General features: G+C 69.0%; 18 protein-coding genes. 10 read left to right on the top strand and 8 right to left on the bottom strand.

The features are described from left to right. Positions 1-88 precede the first annotated feature (88 nt). The 4 genes from EDD31_RS04805 to EDD31_RS04790 form a co-directional block, all read right to left on the bottom strand. Positions 89-571 (bottom strand): DUF3253 domain-containing protein, encoded by a 483-nt coding sequence (locus EDD31_RS04805; protein ID WP_123303153.1) that lies wholly within the window; start codon positions 569-571, stop codon positions 89-91. A 37-nt stretch (positions 572-608) separates the two neighbouring features. Next, entirely contained in the window at positions 609-1,550 is a 942-nt protein-coding gene (locus EDD31_RS04800; RefSeq protein WP_123303152.1) for a DUF559 domain-containing protein, read from the bottom strand. Between the two features lie 155 nt (positions 1,551-1,705). Beyond that, positions 1,706-2,521, bottom strand: coding sequence for a hypothetical protein (locus EDD31_RS04795; RefSeq protein WP_123303151.1), 816 nt, complete (start codon positions 2,519-2,521; stop codon positions 1,706-1,708). Continuing rightward, positions 2,518-3,066, bottom strand: a complete 549-nt coding sequence (locus EDD31_RS04790; RefSeq protein ID WP_245990916.1) for a sigma-70 family RNA polymerase sigma factor — start codon at positions 3,064-3,066, stop codon at positions 2,518-2,520. The genes EDD31_RS04795 and EDD31_RS04790 overlap by 4 nt, the downstream gene beginning before the upstream one ends. Positions 3,067-3,188: 122 nt before the next feature. On the opposite strand from EDD31_RS04790, the gene EDD31_RS04785 reads away from it, so the two are divergent. The 4 genes from EDD31_RS04785 (at position 3,189) to EDD31_RS04770 (ending at position 7,125) form a co-directional block, all read left to right on the top strand. Further along, a complete protein-coding gene (locus tag EDD31_RS04785; RefSeq protein ID WP_123303149.1) occupies positions 3,189-3,917 on the top strand; it encodes a CHRD domain-containing protein in 729 nt (242 codons plus the stop codon). Next, positions 3,917-4,714 (top strand): class F sortase, encoded by a 798-nt coding sequence (locus EDD31_RS04780; RefSeq protein WP_245991282.1) that lies wholly within the window; start codon positions 3,917-3,919, stop codon positions 4,712-4,714. Before EDD31_RS04785 ends, EDD31_RS04780 begins: the two co-directional genes overlap by 1 nt. Before the next feature lie 164 nt (positions 4,715-4,878). After that, complete coding sequence (locus tag EDD31_RS04775; RefSeq protein ID WP_245990912.1) at positions 4,879-6,333, top strand: SDR family oxidoreductase; 1,455 nt, start codon at positions 4,879-4,881, stop codon at positions 6,331-6,333. Positions 6,334-6,495: 162 nt separating this feature from the next. Continuing rightward, positions 6,496-7,125: a hypothetical protein gene (locus EDD31_RS04770; RefSeq protein WP_123303147.1), complete on the top strand. Its 630-nt coding sequence runs from the start codon at positions 6,496-6,498 to the stop codon at positions 7,123-7,125. 82 nt (positions 7,126-7,207) lie between these two features. Here EDD31_RS04770 and EDD31_RS04765 read toward each other — a convergent pair whose 3' ends face one another. Further along, the gene (locus EDD31_RS04765) at positions 7,208-7,702 is read right to left on the bottom strand and encodes an SRPBCC family protein (RefSeq protein ID WP_123303146.1); all 495 of its coding nucleotides are present in this window, start codon (positions 7,700-7,702) and stop codon (positions 7,208-7,210) included. Between the two features lie 149 nt (positions 7,703-7,851). On the opposite strand from EDD31_RS04765, the gene EDD31_RS04760 reads away from it, so the two are divergent. From EDD31_RS04760 to EDD31_RS04745, 4 genes are all read left to right on the top strand, one after another. Further along, positions 7,852-8,103: a GNAT family N-acetyltransferase gene (locus EDD31_RS04760; RefSeq protein ID WP_123303145.1), complete on the top strand. Its 252-nt coding sequence runs from the start codon at positions 7,852-7,854 to the stop codon at positions 8,101-8,103. A gap of 105 nt (positions 8,104-8,208) precedes the next feature. After that, entirely contained in the window at positions 8,209-9,129 is a 921-nt protein-coding gene (locus EDD31_RS04755) for an SDR family oxidoreductase (RefSeq protein WP_123303144.1), read from the top strand. Positions 9,130-9,164: 35 nt separating this feature from the next. Next, positions 9,165-9,590, top strand: coding sequence for an NUDIX hydrolase (locus EDD31_RS04750; protein WP_123303143.1), 426 nt, complete (start codon positions 9,165-9,167; stop codon positions 9,588-9,590). Next, positions 9,587-10,042 carry an NUDIX hydrolase gene (locus EDD31_RS04745; RefSeq protein WP_123303142.1) on the top strand — a complete coding sequence of 152 codons (456 nt, stop codon included), beginning with the start codon at positions 9,587-9,589 and terminating at the stop codon, positions 10,040-10,042. Before EDD31_RS04750 ends, EDD31_RS04745 begins: the two co-directional genes overlap by 4 nt. 141 nt (positions 10,043-10,183) lie before the next feature. Here EDD31_RS04745 and EDD31_RS04740 read toward each other — a convergent pair whose 3' ends face one another. Beyond that, positions 10,184-11,377: an HIT family protein gene (locus EDD31_RS04740; protein ID WP_123303141.1), complete on the bottom strand. Its 1,194-nt coding sequence runs from the start codon at positions 11,375-11,377 to the stop codon at positions 10,184-10,186. 94 nt (positions 11,378-11,471) lie between these two features. After that, the gene (locus EDD31_RS04735; RefSeq protein WP_123303140.1) at positions 11,472-13,607 is read right to left on the bottom strand and encodes a prolyl oligopeptidase family serine peptidase; all 2,136 of its coding nucleotides are present in this window, start codon (positions 13,605-13,607) and stop codon (positions 11,472-11,474) included. 169 nt (positions 13,608-13,776) lie between these two features. On the opposite strand from EDD31_RS04735, the gene EDD31_RS04730 reads away from it, so the two are divergent. After that, entirely contained in the window at positions 13,777-15,090 is a 1,314-nt protein-coding gene (locus EDD31_RS04730; RefSeq protein WP_123303139.1) for a D-arabinono-1,4-lactone oxidase, read from the top strand. Continuing rightward, positions 15,087-15,461, top strand: coding sequence for a sensory rhodopsin transducer (locus tag EDD31_RS04725; protein ID WP_123303138.1), 375 nt, complete (start codon positions 15,087-15,089; stop codon positions 15,459-15,461). The genes EDD31_RS04730 and EDD31_RS04725 overlap by 4 nt, the downstream gene beginning before the upstream one ends. Before the next feature lie 160 nt (positions 15,462-15,621). Here EDD31_RS04725 and EDD31_RS04720 read toward each other — a convergent pair whose 3' ends face one another. After that, complete coding sequence (locus tag EDD31_RS04720; RefSeq protein WP_148058861.1) at positions 15,622-16,755, bottom strand: LppM family (lipo)protein; 1,134 nt, start codon at positions 16,753-16,755, stop codon at positions 15,622-15,624. Positions 16,756-16,872: the final 117 nt, after the last annotated feature.

The raw sequence follows: 16,872 nt of genomic DNA, 5'->3' as shown, positions 1-16,872 counted from the left end.
GCCACCGGCGCCCCGTGTCACCGGTTCGTTGCTGACTTCGCCCCTATGAGGGCGCAATCGGCAGCGGATCGCGCCACATCAACGCGGCTCAGTGCTGCAGAGCAGGCCCGGGAGCGAGGCGGATGGGTCCGCTGGCATCAGCGGAGACCTCGTCGCCACGCTGAGTGATGCGGACCTCCTCGGTTCCGGCGAGGTCGCCGGCCACCTCTCGTGCCAGCGGCATCAGCTCTCGCCAGTTCTCTCCACCGACGATGCGGGCGGCGTCGCTGGGGCAGATGGTCGATCCCTCCCGCTTGCGCAGTAGTGCCCGCACGGCAGCGCCCAGGCGCTCGCGCTGACCGTCCTTGCTCGTCTCCCACCACGGTTCGCCGCGCTCGCCGAGCGCGACCTTGGCGTCGTGGGCGCGGAATCGCCCCTCATCGCCACGGCTCTTGATCAGGCGCCGGGCAGTCATCAGCTCTGTGACCAGTTCCTGGCGCAAGGGCTCGGGGATGGCGGGGTCGGAGGCGCGCCACTTCCGGCCATTGATGATCAGGTGGTGCCCGTCTTCGGTGCGTTCGTGGCCGCCCATGGGCCCATCGTCGCGCGATTCGGTGCCGATCGCGCCCTTACTGGGGCCGGTTCGACAACGAACCCGCCGCCGCCCCCGCTGCCGTGCGGAGTGCCCGGCGAATCTCGGCCGCCACCCGTGTGGGCTCCTCGGAGATGTCGTGCCAGGTGAAGCGCAGCACCGTGTAGCCGGCGAGGCTCAGTGCGTTCAGCCGAGCACGCTCGGCGTGGAAATCCTGGTGGTAGGCGCGACCGTCGGCTTCGATCACCAGCTTCGCGTGTTCGAAGAGCACATCCACCCGGGCGATGATGCGCCCGTGTGCGGTGATCGACACATTGGGCTGCCAGCCGGTCAGGCCTGCGCGCCGCATCAGGCGATGGAGCCGGCGCTCCAGCTCACTCCAGGCACCCGATCGGGCGACCCGGAGCAGGCGACGCAACTGTGCGGTCCCGGTCCAGCCAGCGCGGGCAGCGATGGCTTCTTCGAGAGCATCCGCGGAGAGCTTCTCGTAGGCCAGGAGCCACACCAGTAGTGAGTCCGCCTCATGGCTGTCGAAATGGGCCAGGCAGTCGATGGCCGTCCGGCGCGGATTGCTGATCCGGTAGTCGGGCAGTCGCACTGTCTCGCACTGCTGGAGCTGCCATCTATGCGGAACGATCCCGCGCCGAGGACGGCGGCTTTCCGGACAGATCACGTGCACCAAGCCGTCGTCCCGAACGGGGAAGCCCAAGATGGCCGCCGCAGTCCGCAGGCCGACGACACATCCTGGCCAGGTGAGCGTGGCGGCGAGCGCCCGGTGTTCTAGGCCAGGTTCCCTTCCGGCCGGGTGCTGAGGATCGAGCAGAGTGGCACCGGTGAAGCGTTGCCAGCGTCCGGTGCTGACTCGATAGCGAATCGCCTTGGGTGTGAAGCCGGCCTGGCGGGCCATGCCCTCGGTGAAGACACCACGAGGTGCGCGAGCAAGCAGATCCTCGGCCCGTTCACGGCTCTCACGGCGCATTAACCAAGCCTGCCTGAGTGAGGCAGCGAGCCGGTCGAGTTATCCACAGGCGACGGCGGCGGTCGACGGCGTCACCACCGCCGTCACCCCCGAATCGGTTGCCGATTCCGCCCCTATTAGGGCCGTATCGGCAACCAATGCGGTCGACCTTCTCGCTATCCGCGGTCGTCGACGGCGTCGGGGAGCGAAGCAGCGATGAGGACCCCGCCGGCTTCCTCCCGGATCTCCAGGCGGTCCACCTCCGCGCGCATCACCGCAGCGTTCATCCGGCAGTCGATGACGACGTCGCTGCCGAAGAAAGTGCCGGAGTGGTACTCCTGGCCGTCCTCGTCAATCAGGACCAGCGCGTAGCCCTCACCCGCCGGCAAACCCTCGATCTCGAGGATGGTCTCCGTGCCCCAGGTGTGGGCCACGAGCACGCCATCGATGCGGGCGCCTTCGATCTGCCGATCGAAACTGACTTCCTCGATGGCACCCAAGGTGCCGGGCGGTCCGTCGGGTGGTCCGCCCTGCATCGTCGTGGCGCCGACGTACCCGCCCACGGTCACCAGCACACCGGCGAGGAAGCAGGCCACCAGTGCCCATGAGCTGTGCCGGCGCCGGCGCGCGTCAGCAGCCATGCTCGTACTCGATCGCTCCCTCGGAGCCGCCGGAGCGGGCACAGTCTCGGCATCCGCGGCGGCGCCGGGCAGGCCGGCAACGTGGTCGGCGGACTCGTGCTCACCGGCCTCCCCTTCGGCGTGGGCTGCCTCGAGCACCCTGGCCCGCAGCGCTGGGGGCGGCGACTCGTCGTGCCAGCTCGGTACGGCGTTGCGCACTCCGGAGAGCATCTCGGCCATCTCGGTGAGCTCGGCCTGGACCGTGGGGTCGGAAGCCGCCATCGCGTCCAGCTCGGCGCGCTCCTCAGTGCTCAGCTCGCCGGCCAGCGCGGCGGCCACGAGCTCGGCGCGCCGGTCTTCGTCCGCGGTCATGACGCCCCCTCCCGTCCTTCGAGATAACGCCGTAGTGCGCGTAGAGCGTAGAACGTCCGCGTCCGGAGCGTGGGCACCGGAACGCCGGTGGAATCCGAGACCTCCGCGTAGCCCAGGCCCAGGAGGTGAACAGCCACCACGACCTGCCGGTGCTCCACGCTGAGCGAAGCCAGCGCCTCCATGGCCATCAGACGGTCGGCAGGATCGCGCTCCGGAGCGCTGCGCTGCGACATGTGGCCGGCCTCAACCGGCTCGGGAATGCGCGCATCGCGGCGGTAACTGTCCGTGATGACATTGCGGGCGATGGTGAAGAGCCAGGTCCGGAGCGCCCCGCGCGAGGGGTCGAAGCGCTCGCGCGCACGCCATGCCCGCAGAAAGGTCTCCTGCACGCACTCTTCGGCCACGCCCCGATCACGAACAGCATTGATCGCGAATCCGAAGATCTCGCCCCCGTGCTGGTCGTAGGCGTCCGCGAGGTCGAAACCGCTGGACGGGGCACTGGCGCGTGGAGCGTCACCGTCACGCAGGCCAGTCAGCGTGATCACGCCCCTTCGTCGATGGTCCCGCAGCGGATCCTCATCGTAAATGAACGCGAGGCCCTGTGGTGCGTATCTCCTCATGAAGCGGGTGCTGTGCAGCGCCCGAACATCAACGAGAGGAACACGGCATGTCCCGCAACCAGACTGGTCGATGGACGCTCCTCACCGCGGCGAGCGCCGGTGCGCTCGGCCTCGTGTTCGCCGGCAGCTCCGCCAGTGCGTACAGCGACGGCTACAACAACTCGGTCGATGAGCCCGACTACTTCACCTCCGCCTTCACGGCCATGGCCACCCCGGATGCTGTGGTGGACGGCGACGGCGAACCCGCCCCCGGAGAAGAGGGCGCCATGGGCGAGTTCACCTTCCGGGTGAACTCGGACTACGACATCATCTGCTGGCACATCGAGCTCACCGGAGTCACTGGCGACTACGAGAGCCCCGCGGCCACCGCCACCCATATTCACGACGCCGCAGCCGGTGAGGCGGGGCCCCCGCGTCTGGCCTTCCCGGACCCGGAGCCCGTCGGTGACGGCCCGCGCACCAGCTACGGCTGCATGGAGGGCCCGTTCATGACCGGCCTGGAGGACGAGGACGGTAACGACCACGGCGAGGGCTTCACCCTGGCTGAGCTCGAGGCCGACCCGGCTGCCTTCAGCGCGGACTCGCACACCGAGAACTACCCGGCCGGCGTCGTCCGCGGCCAGCTGATGCAGGTTCCGGTCGGAGGCCTGGAGACCGGTGGCGGCGGCACCGCTGAGCAGAGCTCGATGATGCTGCCCCTTCTCGGGGCTGGTGGCCTGGCTCTTGCCGGCGTTGCTGGTGCACTGACCTACCGTGCGCGGAGGAACGCCGCGTGATGTCCCAGCACACCCCGTCGCGCCGGTTCGCGGCGCGGCGGGGCTGTGCCGCGCTCGCCACCACCATGGTGCTCGCCCTGGTGGCCGGCTGCGCCTCGGGAACTGCTGAGGATTCGGCGGAACTCGCGGACGCTGTGCCCACCCCGGCCGAGACGTCCGTGGCTGAGGGGACCGCCGCCGCCGAGGCTACAGAAGAAGCCGGTTCGCCCGGCGAGAGCGCGGAACAGGACGATGCCGGGCAGGACGACGCTGCCGACGCGGCCCCGGAGACGTCGGAGGAGAGTTCCGGCGAGGCCTCGGAGGAGTTCGCGGACGACGAGACGCCGGTCCAGGCCGCAGCCCTCGGCGACGGCGCGATCCCCGCTCGCGTGGAGATCCCGGAGATCGGCGTCGCCGAAGATCTCATCGACCTGGGCCTGCAGGACGACGGCACCATGGAAGTCCCGGCCGACTGGGACCGGGCTGGATGGTTCACCGGCGGGAGCCGGCCCGGTGGCCCCGGGGCCACGGTCATCGCCGGCCATGTCGATTCCCCGACGGGTCCGGCAGTGTTCTTCCGGCTCACCGAGCTCGACGTCGGAGACCGGGTGGAGATCAGGGACGTCGACGGCGCCCTGCACCATTACGAGGTCTACCGCATCGAGGATCTCCCCAAGGACGACTACCCCACGCACATCGTCTTCGGTGCCACGCCGGACGATGAGCTCCGGCTGGTCACCTGCACCGGGGAGTTCGACGGTACGGCGCAGCGCCACCTGGACAACCGCGTGGTCTTCGCCCGCACTATCGCGCCGTAGCCAGCTGCGTCTCCCGCATGCGCAGCCGCTCCGGCGGTGACACTCTGGATTCGTTCGCATCGACTCTGCGAACGCGGACCATAGGGTCTCGCCTGGCGAGTGCCCGGCCGCGCTCACATCAGCGAGCGGATGTGGCCGAACGTCGACGACTGGAGGTACGGGACGTGAAGGCGCTGGTCACAGGAGCCACCGGATACGTGGGAGGGCGGCTCGTGCCGGAGCTCCTCGCCGCAGGCATCGAGGTGCGGGCGATGGCCCGCACACCGGAGAAACTGGACAACCGGCCGTGGCGCCCGGACGTCGAGGTGGTTGCCGGTGATGTGAACGACAGCGAGAGCCTCGAGCGCGCCCTCACCGGGGTCGATGTCGCCTACTACCTCATCCACTCCATGGCGGACAGTACGGGCTACGCGGACCTGGACCGGGAAGCGGCCACCCGCTTCGCCGCAGCCGCCGAGCGGGCCGAGGTGGGCAGGATCGTTTATCTCGGCGGCATCGCACCGGAGGGGGAAGACCTCTCCATGCACCTGCAGTCGCGCCGCGAGGTGGGCGAGGTTCTCCTCGCCAGTGGTGTGCCCACCGCGGTGCTGCAGGCCGGGGTGATCCTGGGCTCGGGCAGCGCCTCCTTCGAGATGATGCGGAATCTCTCGGAGCGCTTGCCCGTGATGGTGGCGCCGAAGTGGATCAAGAACCGGATCCAACCCATCGCCGTGCGCGACGTCCTGAGCTATCTGGCCAAGGCCGCCGAGCTCCCCGCCGACGTCAATCGCACCTTCGACATCGCCGGCCCGGACGTGCTCACCTACCGCGACATGATGAAGCGGTACGCGCGCATCGCCGGACTGTCCGAGCGACGGATCCTGGCCCTGCCCGCCCTCACGCCCCGCCTCGCCGGGCTGTGGGTCGGTCTCGTGACCCCGGTGCCCACCAGCGTGGCGCGGCCCCTGGTGGGTTCGCTGATCCACGAGGTCCTGGCCAAGGAGAACGACTTCGCGGAGTTCGCCCCCGAGGTGCAGCCGATCGGCTTCGATGAGGCCGTGGAACTCGCGCTCGCGCGCATCCGTGACCTGGACGTGCGCACCACCTGGTACTCCGCTTCCACTCCCGGGGCCTCGGCCACGGTACTGCCCGAGGACCCCGACTGGGCCGGCGGCTCGATGCGCATCGATGAGCGCTCGCGGCCCGTCCGGGCTTCCGCCGAGGCCGTGTGGTCGGTGGTCGAGGGCATCGGTGGCGGACGCGGCTGGTACTCCTGGCGCCTGGGTTGGGCCTCCCGCGGCCTGATCGACCGCTTCTTCGGCGGGCCTGGTTTGAAGCGGGGACGCCGGCACCCGGATCAGCTCACCCTCGGCGAGGCCGTGGACTGGTGGCGCGTCGAGAAGATCACCCCGGGCACCTATCTGCTGCTGCGCGCCGAGATGCGCCTGCCCGGCTCGGGGTGGCTCGAGTTCCGCGTGGAGGATCGCGGCAACCACACGGTGCTGCACCAGCGCGCCGTCTACCGGCCGCGCGGTCTCCTCGGGGTGCTCTATTGGTGGGCGGTCTGGCCGTTTCACGGCATCGTGTTCGAGGGAATGCAGCGCAATATGGCGCGCGCCGCCGTGCGGCACCGCCCCTGATCGCCGCCTGATCGCCCTGGGAGCCTCGCGCCGGTGCCGCTGATGCCTGGTGGTCACCGAAATCCCGAAAGATCGCCACAAGGTTTCGGCAAGCGGCCCGATGCGACTCCATCCGGTCCCTAGGCTGAGCGCGTCCGCCACCGGCGATCGAAGGATCACATGATGTCTCGCGTTGTCCCTTGCCTCCTGGGTGTCTCGATCATGCTCACTCTCAGTGGCTGCAGTGTGCCCTCGTGGTTCAGCAGCGACGCCCAGGCCGCCGTCGAAGAGCCCACAGTCGAGGAGCCGGCACCGGTGGAAGAGCCCACAGTCGAGGAGCCGCCACCGGTCTCCATCGCGAACGATCTGGAGAACGGGCAGACCGAGCGGACCATCGAAGCCGGCGACGTCGTGCTGGAGATCGACTATTGGTCGGACCTCCGAATGGACCGCTGGACCCACGATGCCGCCAAGCCCCTCACCATGAACGTCACGGCCTCCCTCTCCGGCGACGGCGAGGAGAGCCTCTACCTGCGACGTGTCAGGGTGACCCCGAGCGTGATCGGCCCGGACGGATCCACCAACACGATTCTCGACCCGTTCATGGACGAGGCGGGAGTGGAGCCGGGCTTCGTGGTGAAGGACCCGTACAGCTATAGCCGGACCTTCCTGCTCCCCGCCGTCGAGGAGTCCGCCGTGGCGATCGTCTTGCACATCGACTACGAGCTGCTGCGGCAGTCCACACCCACCTCGGATGAGTATGTGCAGCAGACCGGCACGGACTCCCTGACGATCGCCCTGTCCTCCGACTGACCGGTCACATCCGTCGCGCAGCGGCCGGGCGAGTCACTCGACCATGGCGCAGGCCCGGGCCAGGTCACCTGCGCCGCCGGACTCAGCTGCTCGAGGCGTCCAGTGCCGCGGTGACGGTTCCCGGTGAGCGGCAGGCGCGGGCGAAGGCGGCGATCCGCCGGTCGATCTCCCGGCCCAGTAGCCAGTTCCCGATCGGATGCGCCACGAAGGCCAGCCAGCTGGGGCGGATCGAGTAGGAGTACTTCCATGTCGCCCGCGCCCCGGAGACGCCGTCGCGGTCCTCGGATGCAAATCGCCATCCGCCGCCGAAGGTGCGGAAGAACCAGGGCCCTTTCTCCATGGCCATGCCCACCGAGGTGGGCGGGCGGTAGGAGGCGTAAGAGCTGATCATGGCCGGCCCCAGACGGGCCCGGGTGTAGGTGCGTACGCCCTTGGCCGGGCGGGTGGCGCCATCGAGGAAGTATTGCCGGCGAATGAAGGGATCCCAGCTCAGTCGTAACTCGCCCGTGGTCTGGGAGACGGCAAAGGCCTGCTCGGGAGGGATCGGCACCCACGCCTCGGCGCTCACCTGTGGCATGGCCTGACGGTAGGCGCCGATGTCCCCGAGGGCAACCGTGCCGCGGTGTCGAAGCCCGGGCTGGCTGCGCTGCCCTTGCCATGGGCATAGTGCCGGTATGCATTCGCCCCAGGACGGCGTCCGGCTTCGGCCCGGCACGCGATCCTCAGATGCCGCGGGACCATGAGCTGTGGTTCGTCTACCTGCTGCGTGAGGCGTATGGGACTGGTCTGGCGGAGCTCCTGGTTGACGCCGTCGACCCGAGGAGATCACCTGCCTACCTCTGGGTCTTCTGTGACAACCCGCGTGCGATGGCCTTCTACCGCAAGCTCGGCTTCGCGGTCTACGGCGAAAAGGTGCCGCTGAAGACCTTGACTGACGCCGAGGGTCGCGCGCTGTCCGAGATCCGGATGGTGCGCTGAGCGCTGCGGCCCGCCTGCGGAGGTGGCCACTCCTGAGATGCGCGCCCACCAGCACGGCCTGACGATGGCGAGGTACCTACTCCGCATATCGCAGGAAGTGAACCCATGAGCTCCGAGGACACCCACACGACCGAGACCGACCAGCTCGTCTTCGTCAACCCTGTCGAGCGGTACCCCCAGATCAGCCCGCCCGAACAGCATCAGCCGGAGCCGGGCGTGCAGGGCGACATGACGCCGCAGCCGGACATCGGCGAGCTGTCCTACCGCGGCACCGCACGCCTGGAAGGGCGCAAGGCCCTGATCACCGGTGGTGACTCCGGCATCGGTGCGGCCGCGGCCGTGGCCTTCGCCCGTGAAGGGGCCGACGTCGCCATCCAGTACCTCCCGGACGAGGAGGAGGATGCGCAGAAGGTCGCCAAGATCATCACCGATTGCGGACGCCAGGCGGTGACCATCGCCGGGGACCTGATCGACCCGCAGTTCTGCACCGACCTCGTGGAGCGCGCCGTCTCCGAACTCGGCGGGCTGGACATCCTGGTGAACAACGCCGCCAAGCAGGTCGCGGCCGACGGGCTTGCCGAGATCAGCGACGAGCAGCTGGAAGAGACCTTCCACATCAACATCCTGGCCATGTTTCGGACCACTCGGGCGGCGCTGAAGCACCTGCCGGCCGGTTCCAGCATCATCAACACCACCTCCATCCAGGCCTACCAGCCTTCGCCTACACTGCTGGACTACGCGAGCACCAAGGCCGCGATCAACAACTTCACCAAGGGCCTGGCCCAGGAGCTTGCGCCGCAGGGCATCCGGGTCAACGCGGTCGCACCGGGGCCGGTATGGACCCCGATCCAGCCCTCCGAGGGGCAGCCCACCGAGGACCTCCCCGAGTTCGGGCAGTCGGTTCCGCTGGGCCGGGCAGCCCAGCCGACTGAGATGGCGCCCGCCTTCGTCTACCTGGCCTCCTCGGAGTCCAGCTACGTCATCGGCGACACCATGCACGTCAACGGTGGTAGCCCGACGCCGTAAGCGCCAGGGCCCGTGCGCCATGAGATGCTGCGCCGGTGGATATCCGGGTCGCTGCCTATGCCGTTGTTCTCGACCACGGACGGATGCTGCTGCCCCACTGGCGCGAACAGCACAAGCACGGTTGGACGCTCCCGGGTGGCGGGATCGACCCGGGTGAACATCCGGCCGACGCCGCGGTCCGGGAGGTCCGCGAAGAGACCGGTTACGAGGTGGAGTTGGGCGAGCTGCTCGGCGTCCACAGCCTCGTCATCCCTACCTCGGAGCGACTGAGCCCAGACAGAGCGTTCCCCCTGCATGCCCTCCGGATCGTCTACCGGGCGACGCTGGCCGGTGGGGCACTCACCGTGGAGCAGGACGGCACGACCGACGACGTCGGGTGGTTCTTCCCCGAGGAGATCGACGCCCTGGAGCGGGTCGAGCTGGTCGATATCGCTCGCGGCTGGGCAGGGCTGCTGCCATGAGCGACCGCTTCCAGTTGATCCCGGCCGCCTACCTGCTCCTGACCGATGACCAGGGGAAGGTGCTGCTCACCGATCGCCGCGGCAGCTACATGAGTCACCACTGGGCCTGCGGTGCCGCCGGGCATGTCGAGGCGGGGGAGTCGGTGCTGGACGCCGCGGTGCGGGAAGCGCGTGAGGAGCTCGGTGTGGAGATCGCGCCCGGGGAGCTGGAACCACTGACCGCCATGCACCGCACCGCCGGAAACGGCCTGGCGATTGATGAGCGGGTCGACTTCTTCTTCCGGGTGCGCTGCTGGGCGGGGGAGCCGACCCGCATGGAGCCGGACCGCTCCGCCGGCATTGCGTGGTTCGCCCTCGACGCGCTCCCGGAGCCGGTGGTGCCGCACGAACTCGAGGTCTTCGACCGGCTCCGCCGGGGCACCCTCCCGCCGGTGCTGACCTACGGCTTCTGAGCCGAGCGCCGCGGGCCGGGCGGGACGTCGTGGCCGCCGGGCGCGCTGCCGCGGGACCCGTGCCGCACCTGGATCGAGTTGCGGCGTTCGTTGCCCTCGGGCAGTCGTCACCACGACCTCAGCAACCGAAGAAGACGGTGGTCATCCCGCCGAACTGTCGCGCGGACTCACGTAGAAGGTCTCACTGACTTTGGCGACCATCGTGGCGACCCCACCCGAGATGATGAGGAGTGCGACGCCTGCTCCAACGATGCCCAGGATCCCTAGCCACACGTCGCCACCCCAGGCTGCTGAGTCCGCAGCATCGACGGCGCTCTGTGCCTGGGGGAGGACGACGTTCGCTCCATAGTGGATGGAGTGGAGCAGGCCATCGCCGGTGAACGCCGCACGGAGCGCAGTGAGGCCGATTGCCAGTTCCACCAGGTTGCCGATCTTCAGTACGAGCGCTCGTGGGATGCTCCGAATCGGTGACCTCTCGATCGTCAGGAGGAATCCGATCTCCCAGAGAGCCATGTCGATCACGCGATACGAGAAGGCGATGCCGACGAGCCACCCGAACCACGCCGTAGGTGGCGTCAATGCCCCCACCATGGCGGCGACGACACCCAGGCCGAGGAAGGTCATCACCATGATCTCGGCGGGGTCCAGCCGGGCCTTCGTCTGAAGGGACAACGTCTGGGTTCGTTTCGCGCCCCTTGCGGGCTTGATGGGCTTCCCGAGCTTGGCAAGCGTCGCGACCCTGGCGGGCTCGGAACGGGAGAAGAGCCGGCGGAAGACGAGTGTGTAGGGCGAGGGGTACTTATTCCACCAGTCACACACTCTTCGCACGCCACGGACGAGCTTGCTCGGCTCAGCGGGGTTGGATTCCGCGTACTGCTGGGACGCACCCTTGGCGACCCGTTCGGCGTCGAGCGCTTCCGCCGTCGTGGTCTCGACGTCCCTGAGCTCGGGGCCCCTGGCCTCGTCATCGCTCATGCGAGGTACCACGTGGAAATGCACGTGGGCGGGGTCGCCTTCGTTCCAGAGGTTCACGTACACCTGCTCGACGCCGGCTTCGCTTGCCAGAGCTCCGGAGGCGGCGGTCAGTGCTGCTCCCATCTCCGCGCGTTCATGCGGTGTCAGTTCGGACAGGCTGGCTCGATGCTCTCGGGTCTGGACGACGACCGCTGGGCGCGAATGACCCTCACGGGCGTTCACGAGCCACGCGGAGCCGAGCGCATAGAGCTTCTGCTCCCCGTCGAGGCGATCGGCGATCCGGCAACACTCGCAACGGGCTCGCAGATCCAGCTCGGCGGCGTCGCTGCGCCCGTCGCGCTTGGCACCACGCTGGCTCATCCCGCGACCCTACCCTTGCCTCAGTGGCTGAATCCGTTGCTCTCATCCCCGGACAGCAACGAGATCGGCGACCGCCGCGAGCTTCTCTGCCGCCTCAGCCCAACCGCTGCCAGAGGAACTCGAATGCCAGCGCGTTCATGAAGGCGCGCTGGGCGTTGGTGGCCGCGCCGCCGTGGCCGCCCTCAATGTTCTCGTAGGAGGTCACGTCCTGGCCCGCCTCGAGCAGCTTCGCCGCCATCTTCCGGGCGTGGCCGGGGTGCACCCGGTCATCGCGCGTGGAGGTGGTGAACAGGATCGGTGGGTACTCGCCACCAGCCTCGAGCCCAGCGTCGATGAGGTGATACGGCGAGAACTTCTGGATGAACTCCCACTGCTCGGCCTCGTCGGGGTCGCCGTACTCGGCCATCCACGACGCACCGGCCAGCAGGTGGTTGTACCGCTTCATGTCCAGCAGCGGCACCTGGCAGACGACCGCCCCGAAGAGGTCGGGGTACTGGGCGTACATGTTCCCCATGAGCAGCCCGCCGTTCGAGCCGCCCTGCGTACCGAGCCGCTCCGGCGTGGTGACGCCACGGGTCACCAGATCCCGGGCTACGGCGGCGAAGTCCTCGTAGGCCTTGTGGCGCTTCTCCTTCAGCGCCGCCTGGTGCCAGCGCGGCCCGTACTCGCCGCCACCGCGGATGTTCGCCAGCACGTAGACGCCGCCGCGCGCCAGCCACGCCCGGCCCACCCCGGCTGAGTACGACGGCGTCAAGGAGATCTCGAAGCCGCCGTAGCCGTAGAGCAGCGTGGGAGCGGGCCCGGTGCGGTCCACCCCGGCGCCGGTGACCTGGAAGTAGGGCACTTGAGTGCCATCCGCCGAGGTGGCGAAGTGCTGCTCCACGCTCATGTCCGAGGCGTCGAAGAACGCCGGCAGGGCCTTCAGCGCCTCGACCTCCACGACCTCCCCGCCCTCGCTCAGCTCCAGCCGCGAGAGCGTGGTCGGCTCCACGAAGCCCGTGGTGGTCAGCCACAGTGCGTCCGACTCCTCGGAGTCGATCGCGCCGACGGCGATCGTGGCGATCGCGGGGACGTCGAGAGAGCCCAGGTCGAGCGCGCGCCGCTGCCACTCTCGGGTGCCGGCCACGGACCCGGAGGCGCCGCGCTCTGCCGGGGGCGCCGGGGGAGTGAGCACCTCCAGCTGATTGACGACGTCGCTGAGCACGTTGAGCACCAGGTGGTGCCGGGTCCAGGTGGTGCCGGCCAGGGAGGTGGAGTCGGTGGGTGTGAAAAGCACCGTGAAGTCACGGTCCCCCGCCAGGAATGCGTCCAGCGCGATGGCGATCATGGACCCGCCGGGGTAGGTCGTTCCGCCGACCTCCCAGTCCTCACGGAGCTCGACGGCGAGCCACTCGCGGTGCAGGTCCGGTTCGGCCGACCGCGGCAGGTCGAGCTGGGTGAGTGTGCCGTCCGGGGCGCGCAGATAGGTCTCGGAGTCGTAGAAGGCTCGCATCCGGAAGACCAGGTCGCGTTCGAAGCCGGCGCTCTGGTCGCGACCGGCCCCGACCAGCATGTCGGTGGGCTTGCCCTCGAACACGACAGGGGCGTCCTCCAGGGCCGTGCCGCGTTCCCAGCGACGCACCGTGCGGGGGTAGCCCGACGTCGTCATCGAGCCTTCGCCGAAGTCGGTGTAAATGAAGACGGCGCTGCCGCTCTCATCCGCCCAGCTCATCCCGCCCTTGGACTCCTCGCGGGTGAAGCCGCCCTCCACCCAGGTCTTGGTGTCCAGGTCGAACTCGCGCGTGATGTCGGCATCGGCGCCACCTCGGGAAAGGGAGACCAGCGCCCGGTTGTGCGCAGGCTTGAGCACCGCCGCGCCGTGCCACACCCAGTTCACGTCCTCGGCCGCAGCCAGGGCGTCGACGTCGATGAGGACCTCCCACTCCGGCTGTTCCGTGCGGTACGACTCCCAGGTGGTGCGGCGCCAGATCCCGCGCTCGGCGGCCGCATCGGTCCAGAAGTTGTAGAGGTACTCCCCGCGCTGGACCACGGCCGGGATCTTCTCGGAGGAGTCGAGAACCTCGAGGATCTCGGCGCTGACACTCTCGAAACGGCCGGTCCGCAGGCGCTCCTCGGCCTCAGTGTTGCGCGCGCGCACCCAGGTGAGCTGCTCCTCTCCTTCCACCTCCTCCAGCCAGGCGAACTGATCCTCGGGCGCGGTGGATGTGGTCTGCTCGGGCGTGGTCGTCATGGATCTATCCCACCATGTGCGTGACCGGGGAAGGGGCCAGGCCACCGGGAGGGCCAGGCGATGCAGATCGAGGCCAGCCCTGAGATGCGGGGCGCGGCAGTCACCGCGAGGGTGGAGGGCAGACACCAGCACGCGACCGGGCTCACGGCCCGAGAATGCGAGGAGACCCATGGGTGCCACCTGGAGCAACTGGTCGGGGTCAGTGACCTTCACCCCGGACGAGGTTGCTCATCCGCGGAGCACGGACGACGTGGCCACGCTGATCCGCAAAGCAGCGAAGTCCGGGCGGGGAGTGCGGCCCATCGGTTCGGGTCACTCCTCGACGCCGATCATGGTCCCCGAGCACACGCTGATCTCGCTCGACAACCTCACCGGCGTCGAGGAGGTGACGCGGCACGGCGGCGACGGTGGCGCGAGCCCAGGCGGCGGAGACGACGTCGCCCTGGCGCGGGTTCTTCCCGGTACCGGCCTGGCCGACCTCGGCGCGGAGCTGGGCGAGCACGGCCTGGGCATGGAGAACCTGGGCGATGTGGACTATCAGGCCATTGCGGGCGCGCTGGGCACCGGCACGCACGGCACGGGCGAGAATCTCGGCAATCTCTCCTCCACGCTGGTGGGCGGCACCCTGGTCACCGGATCCGGTGAAACCCGCACTTTCGGAGTCGAGGCCGGCCTCGGCGTCCGCGAGGCCCAGGAGGACGAGCTGACGCGGGCGGCGCAGGTCTCCCTCGGCACGCTCGGCATCCTCACCACGCTCACGATGCGGGTCCGCCCGGCCTACGAACTCCATCGCCGCAACTGGATCACGCACATCGACTGGGTGCTGGAGAACTTCGACGCCCTCGCCCGCTCGCACCGGCATGTCGACTTCTACTGGTATCCCCGCTCCGACCTTGCCCAGGTGCGCGTCCTGGACGAGGTGACCGAGGACAACGCTGATCTCGACCCGGCTGAACGCCCACAGAGCTCAGGCTTCGCCGGTGGGCTGGAGATGCCGCGCCGGCACACCTGGCTGAAGAAGGAGGAACGCGGCCCGAACTACGCGGTCATCCCGAACGACCGCGCCCTCGAGTTCGACGAGATGGAGTACATGATCGATCGCCGCGCTGGCCTCGACGTCTTCCGTCAGGTGCGCGAGCGCGTCAAGGAGCGCCACCGCGCGAACGTGGGCTGGCGGGTGCTGGTGCGCACCGTGGCGCCGGACCGCGCCCTCCTGTCCAACTGCTACGAGCGCGACACCATGACCATCGCGCTGCTGCAGAACACCACGCTGCCGTACCAGGACTACTTCGACGACATGGAGCCGGTCCTGCTCGACGGCGGAGGCCGGCCGCACTGGGGCAAGAAGCACACCCGTACCGGGGAGCACCTGCGGGCCATGTACCCCGAGTGGGACACCTTCCGGGAGTGGCGTGAGCGTCTCGACCCTGACGGCGTGCTGCTCAACGACTATCTGCGTGAGCTACTGGAGGTAGGAGCATGAGCGCGAACTACGCGAGCCGTCACTGGGCCTTCTCGGCCGGCTACATCCCCTCAGCTGCGACCGGTCTGGAGCCCGACTTCACCAGCCGCGACGAGATCTGCCTGCTCAATCCCGGAGCGAAGGACGCCTGCGCAGAAATCACCGTGCTGCACACCGACCAGGAACCGGTGGGTCCGTACCGCATCGAGGTGGCCGCCCGCCGGGTCAAGCATGTGCGCATCAACGACCTCATCGATCCCGCAGCGGTGCCGCTGGACGTCGCTTACGGCTTGACGCTGGAGTCCGATCAACCCGTGGTCGTCCAGCTGCGGCATCTGGACTCGCGGCAGGAGGCGCTGGCCGTCTCCGTCACGGGCGCGCTCCCGGGCTAGGCCTGCCCAGCCTGGCTCCTGCGGCGGTTTCAGCGAGGGCTTCCTCCCGCGGCGCTCGCCCGGTCCCGCGGCGCTCGCCCGGTCCCGCGGCGCTCGCCCGGTCCCGCGGCGCGCGGCGGGTTCCGCAAGGGCTTCCTCGCGCGGCGTCCCCGCTCCCGGTTCAGCGTGAAGGTGGCGCCGTCGGGTAGTCCGGATACGGACTCGTCGGCGGCGTGCCGGCAGAGGGCGGCGGGCCGGCAGGCTCGGCAGGTGCCGGTGAGGCCGGAGGCTGCTGGGAGGTGCCCTGCTGCGGGTGATCGGCCATGGGCTGCGACGGCGCACCGTGTGGCCACTCCTGTGGTGCTTGCTGGGGCCATTGCTGCTGTGCTTGGTACGGTGACACACCAGCGGGCGCCGGCTGCGGTGGCGCACTAGCGGGCCATTGCTGGGGGCTCCCCGGGGCGCCCGGAGCCGGGGCGAAGCCGGGATTGTTCTCGTAGGGCGAGGCCGGAAAATCGGCCTGCGGTGCGCCCTCCGGGCCGTGGAGCGCCGCGTGTTCCGCTCGCTGGCGTCGCCGGGCCTGGGCCCAGCGCACAATGAAGAAGACCACCGCCAGCACCGCCAGAACCACCAGCGTCCAGATCAGCCAGGTCCAGTTCATCGGTGCCGTATCGGGATCGGCGGAGGCGCGCGCGTAGATCTCGGTGCTGGAAGTCGCCTCCCAAGTCACGGTGGTGCCATCGAGCTCGCCGGTGTGCTGTTCCACGCGACCAGGGAAGGTCATGGAGATCTCGATGTCGTACCCGCCTCCGCCGAGTCCGGAGAGCATGCCGCCCGGAATGGGTAGGCCCTCGGTCAGCTCGGAGAGCATGCCCTCGGTCAGATCGCTCAGACCGCTGCCGCCCAGGTCGAGCTGGCCCCGTACGACGTGTTCCTCGCCCTCGCGAGAGATCTCGAAGCCCTCGAAGGAGAAGTCCTCGAAGGGCACGTTCTCGTAGGTCAGGATCGAACCGGTGTAACCGTCCGCGGAGTAGGGCTCCTCCGAGGTTGCGGGGGGCAGCATGTCGGCCGGATCCATGCTTCCGATCAAGCCTGCCGAGTCGCCGAGCATCTCAGAGAGATCTCCCAGATCCCCGAACATGGACGTGGCATCCATCGCTTGACGCACCTCATCCGAGACGGCCGCGATGACCACGGCGTTGACCGTGTCCTCCGGAGTGGTCTCGGCGTCCATGTGGAGGCGGAAGCACCCGGAGAGCGTGGCAGTCAGGAGTACGGCGATCGCGGCGGCGATCCCCCTGCGCGTACGAGTCATACAGGCATAGTGCCGCACCGCACGCTGCCCGTGCCACGACATCGGCGATCCGACGAGCTGCAGCGGCCCGGAGAGCGGCACGGTCAGCACACAATGCCGGCGCTCCTGGGCCACCTC

The organism is Bogoriella caseilytica (assembly GCF_003752405.1).
GTDB classification, from domain to species: Bacteria; Actinomycetota; Actinomycetes; order Actinomycetales; family Actinomycetaceae; genus Allobogoriella; species Allobogoriella caseilytica.
The sequence above is the reverse complement of the archived record's forward strand: the minus strand, read 5'-3'. Positions and strand labels throughout refer to the sequence as shown.

What these genes read in the sequence shown, in the direction of transcription:
- EDD31_RS04720 (WP_148058861.1), bottom strand. Translation starts at nt 16,755, where the DNA reads ATGACTCGTACGCGCAGGGGGATCGCCGCCGCGATCGCCGTACTCCTG.
- EDD31_RS04780 (WP_245991282.1), top strand. Translation starts at nt 3,917, where the DNA reads ATGTCCCAGCACACCCCGTCGCGCCGGTTCGCGGCGCGGCGGGGCTGT.
- EDD31_RS04745 (WP_123303142.1), top strand. Translation starts at nt 9,587, where the DNA reads ATGAGCGACCGCTTCCAGTTGATCCCGGCCGCCTACCTGCTCCTGACC.
- EDD31_RS04730 (WP_123303139.1), top strand. Translation starts at nt 13,777, where the DNA reads ATGGGTGCCACCTGGAGCAACTGGTCGGGGTCAGTGACCTTCACCCCG.
- EDD31_RS04800 (WP_123303152.1), bottom strand. Translation starts at nt 1,550, where the DNA reads ATGCGCCGTGAGAGCCGTGAACGGGCCGAGGATCTGCTTGCTCGCGCA.
- EDD31_RS04785 (WP_123303149.1), top strand. Translation starts at nt 3,189, where the DNA reads ATGTCCCGCAACCAGACTGGTCGATGGACGCTCCTCACCGCGGCGAGC.
- EDD31_RS04725 (WP_123303138.1), top strand. Translation starts at nt 15,087, where the DNA reads ATGAGCGCGAACTACGCGAGCCGTCACTGGGCCTTCTCGGCCGGCTAC.
- EDD31_RS04770 (WP_123303147.1), top strand. Translation starts at nt 6,496, where the DNA reads ATGTCTCGCGTTGTCCCTTGCCTCCTGGGTGTCTCGATCATGCTCACT.
- EDD31_RS04735 (WP_123303140.1), bottom strand. Translation starts at nt 13,607, where the DNA reads ATGACGACCACGCCCGAGCAGACCACATCCACCGCGCCCGAGGATCAG.
- EDD31_RS04760 (WP_123303145.1), top strand. Translation starts at nt 7,852, where the DNA reads ATGCCGCGGGACCATGAGCTGTGGTTCGTCTACCTGCTGCGTGAGGCG.
- EDD31_RS04795 (WP_123303151.1), bottom strand. Translation starts at nt 2,521, where the DNA reads ATGACCGCGGACGAAGACCGGCGCGCCGAGCTCGTGGCCGCCGCGCTG.
- EDD31_RS04755 (WP_123303144.1), top strand. Translation starts at nt 8,209, where the DNA reads ATGAGCTCCGAGGACACCCACACGACCGAGACCGACCAGCTCGTCTTC.
- EDD31_RS04740 (WP_123303141.1), bottom strand. Translation starts at nt 11,377, where the DNA reads ATGAGCCAGCGTGGTGCCAAGCGCGACGGGCGCAGCGACGCCGCCGAG.
- EDD31_RS04765 (WP_123303146.1), bottom strand. Translation starts at nt 7,702, where the DNA reads ATGCCACAGGTGAGCGCCGAGGCGTGGGTGCCGATCCCTCCCGAGCAG.
- EDD31_RS04805 (WP_123303153.1), bottom strand. Translation starts at nt 571, where the DNA reads ATGGGCGGCCACGAACGCACCGAAGACGGGCACCACCTGATCATCAAT.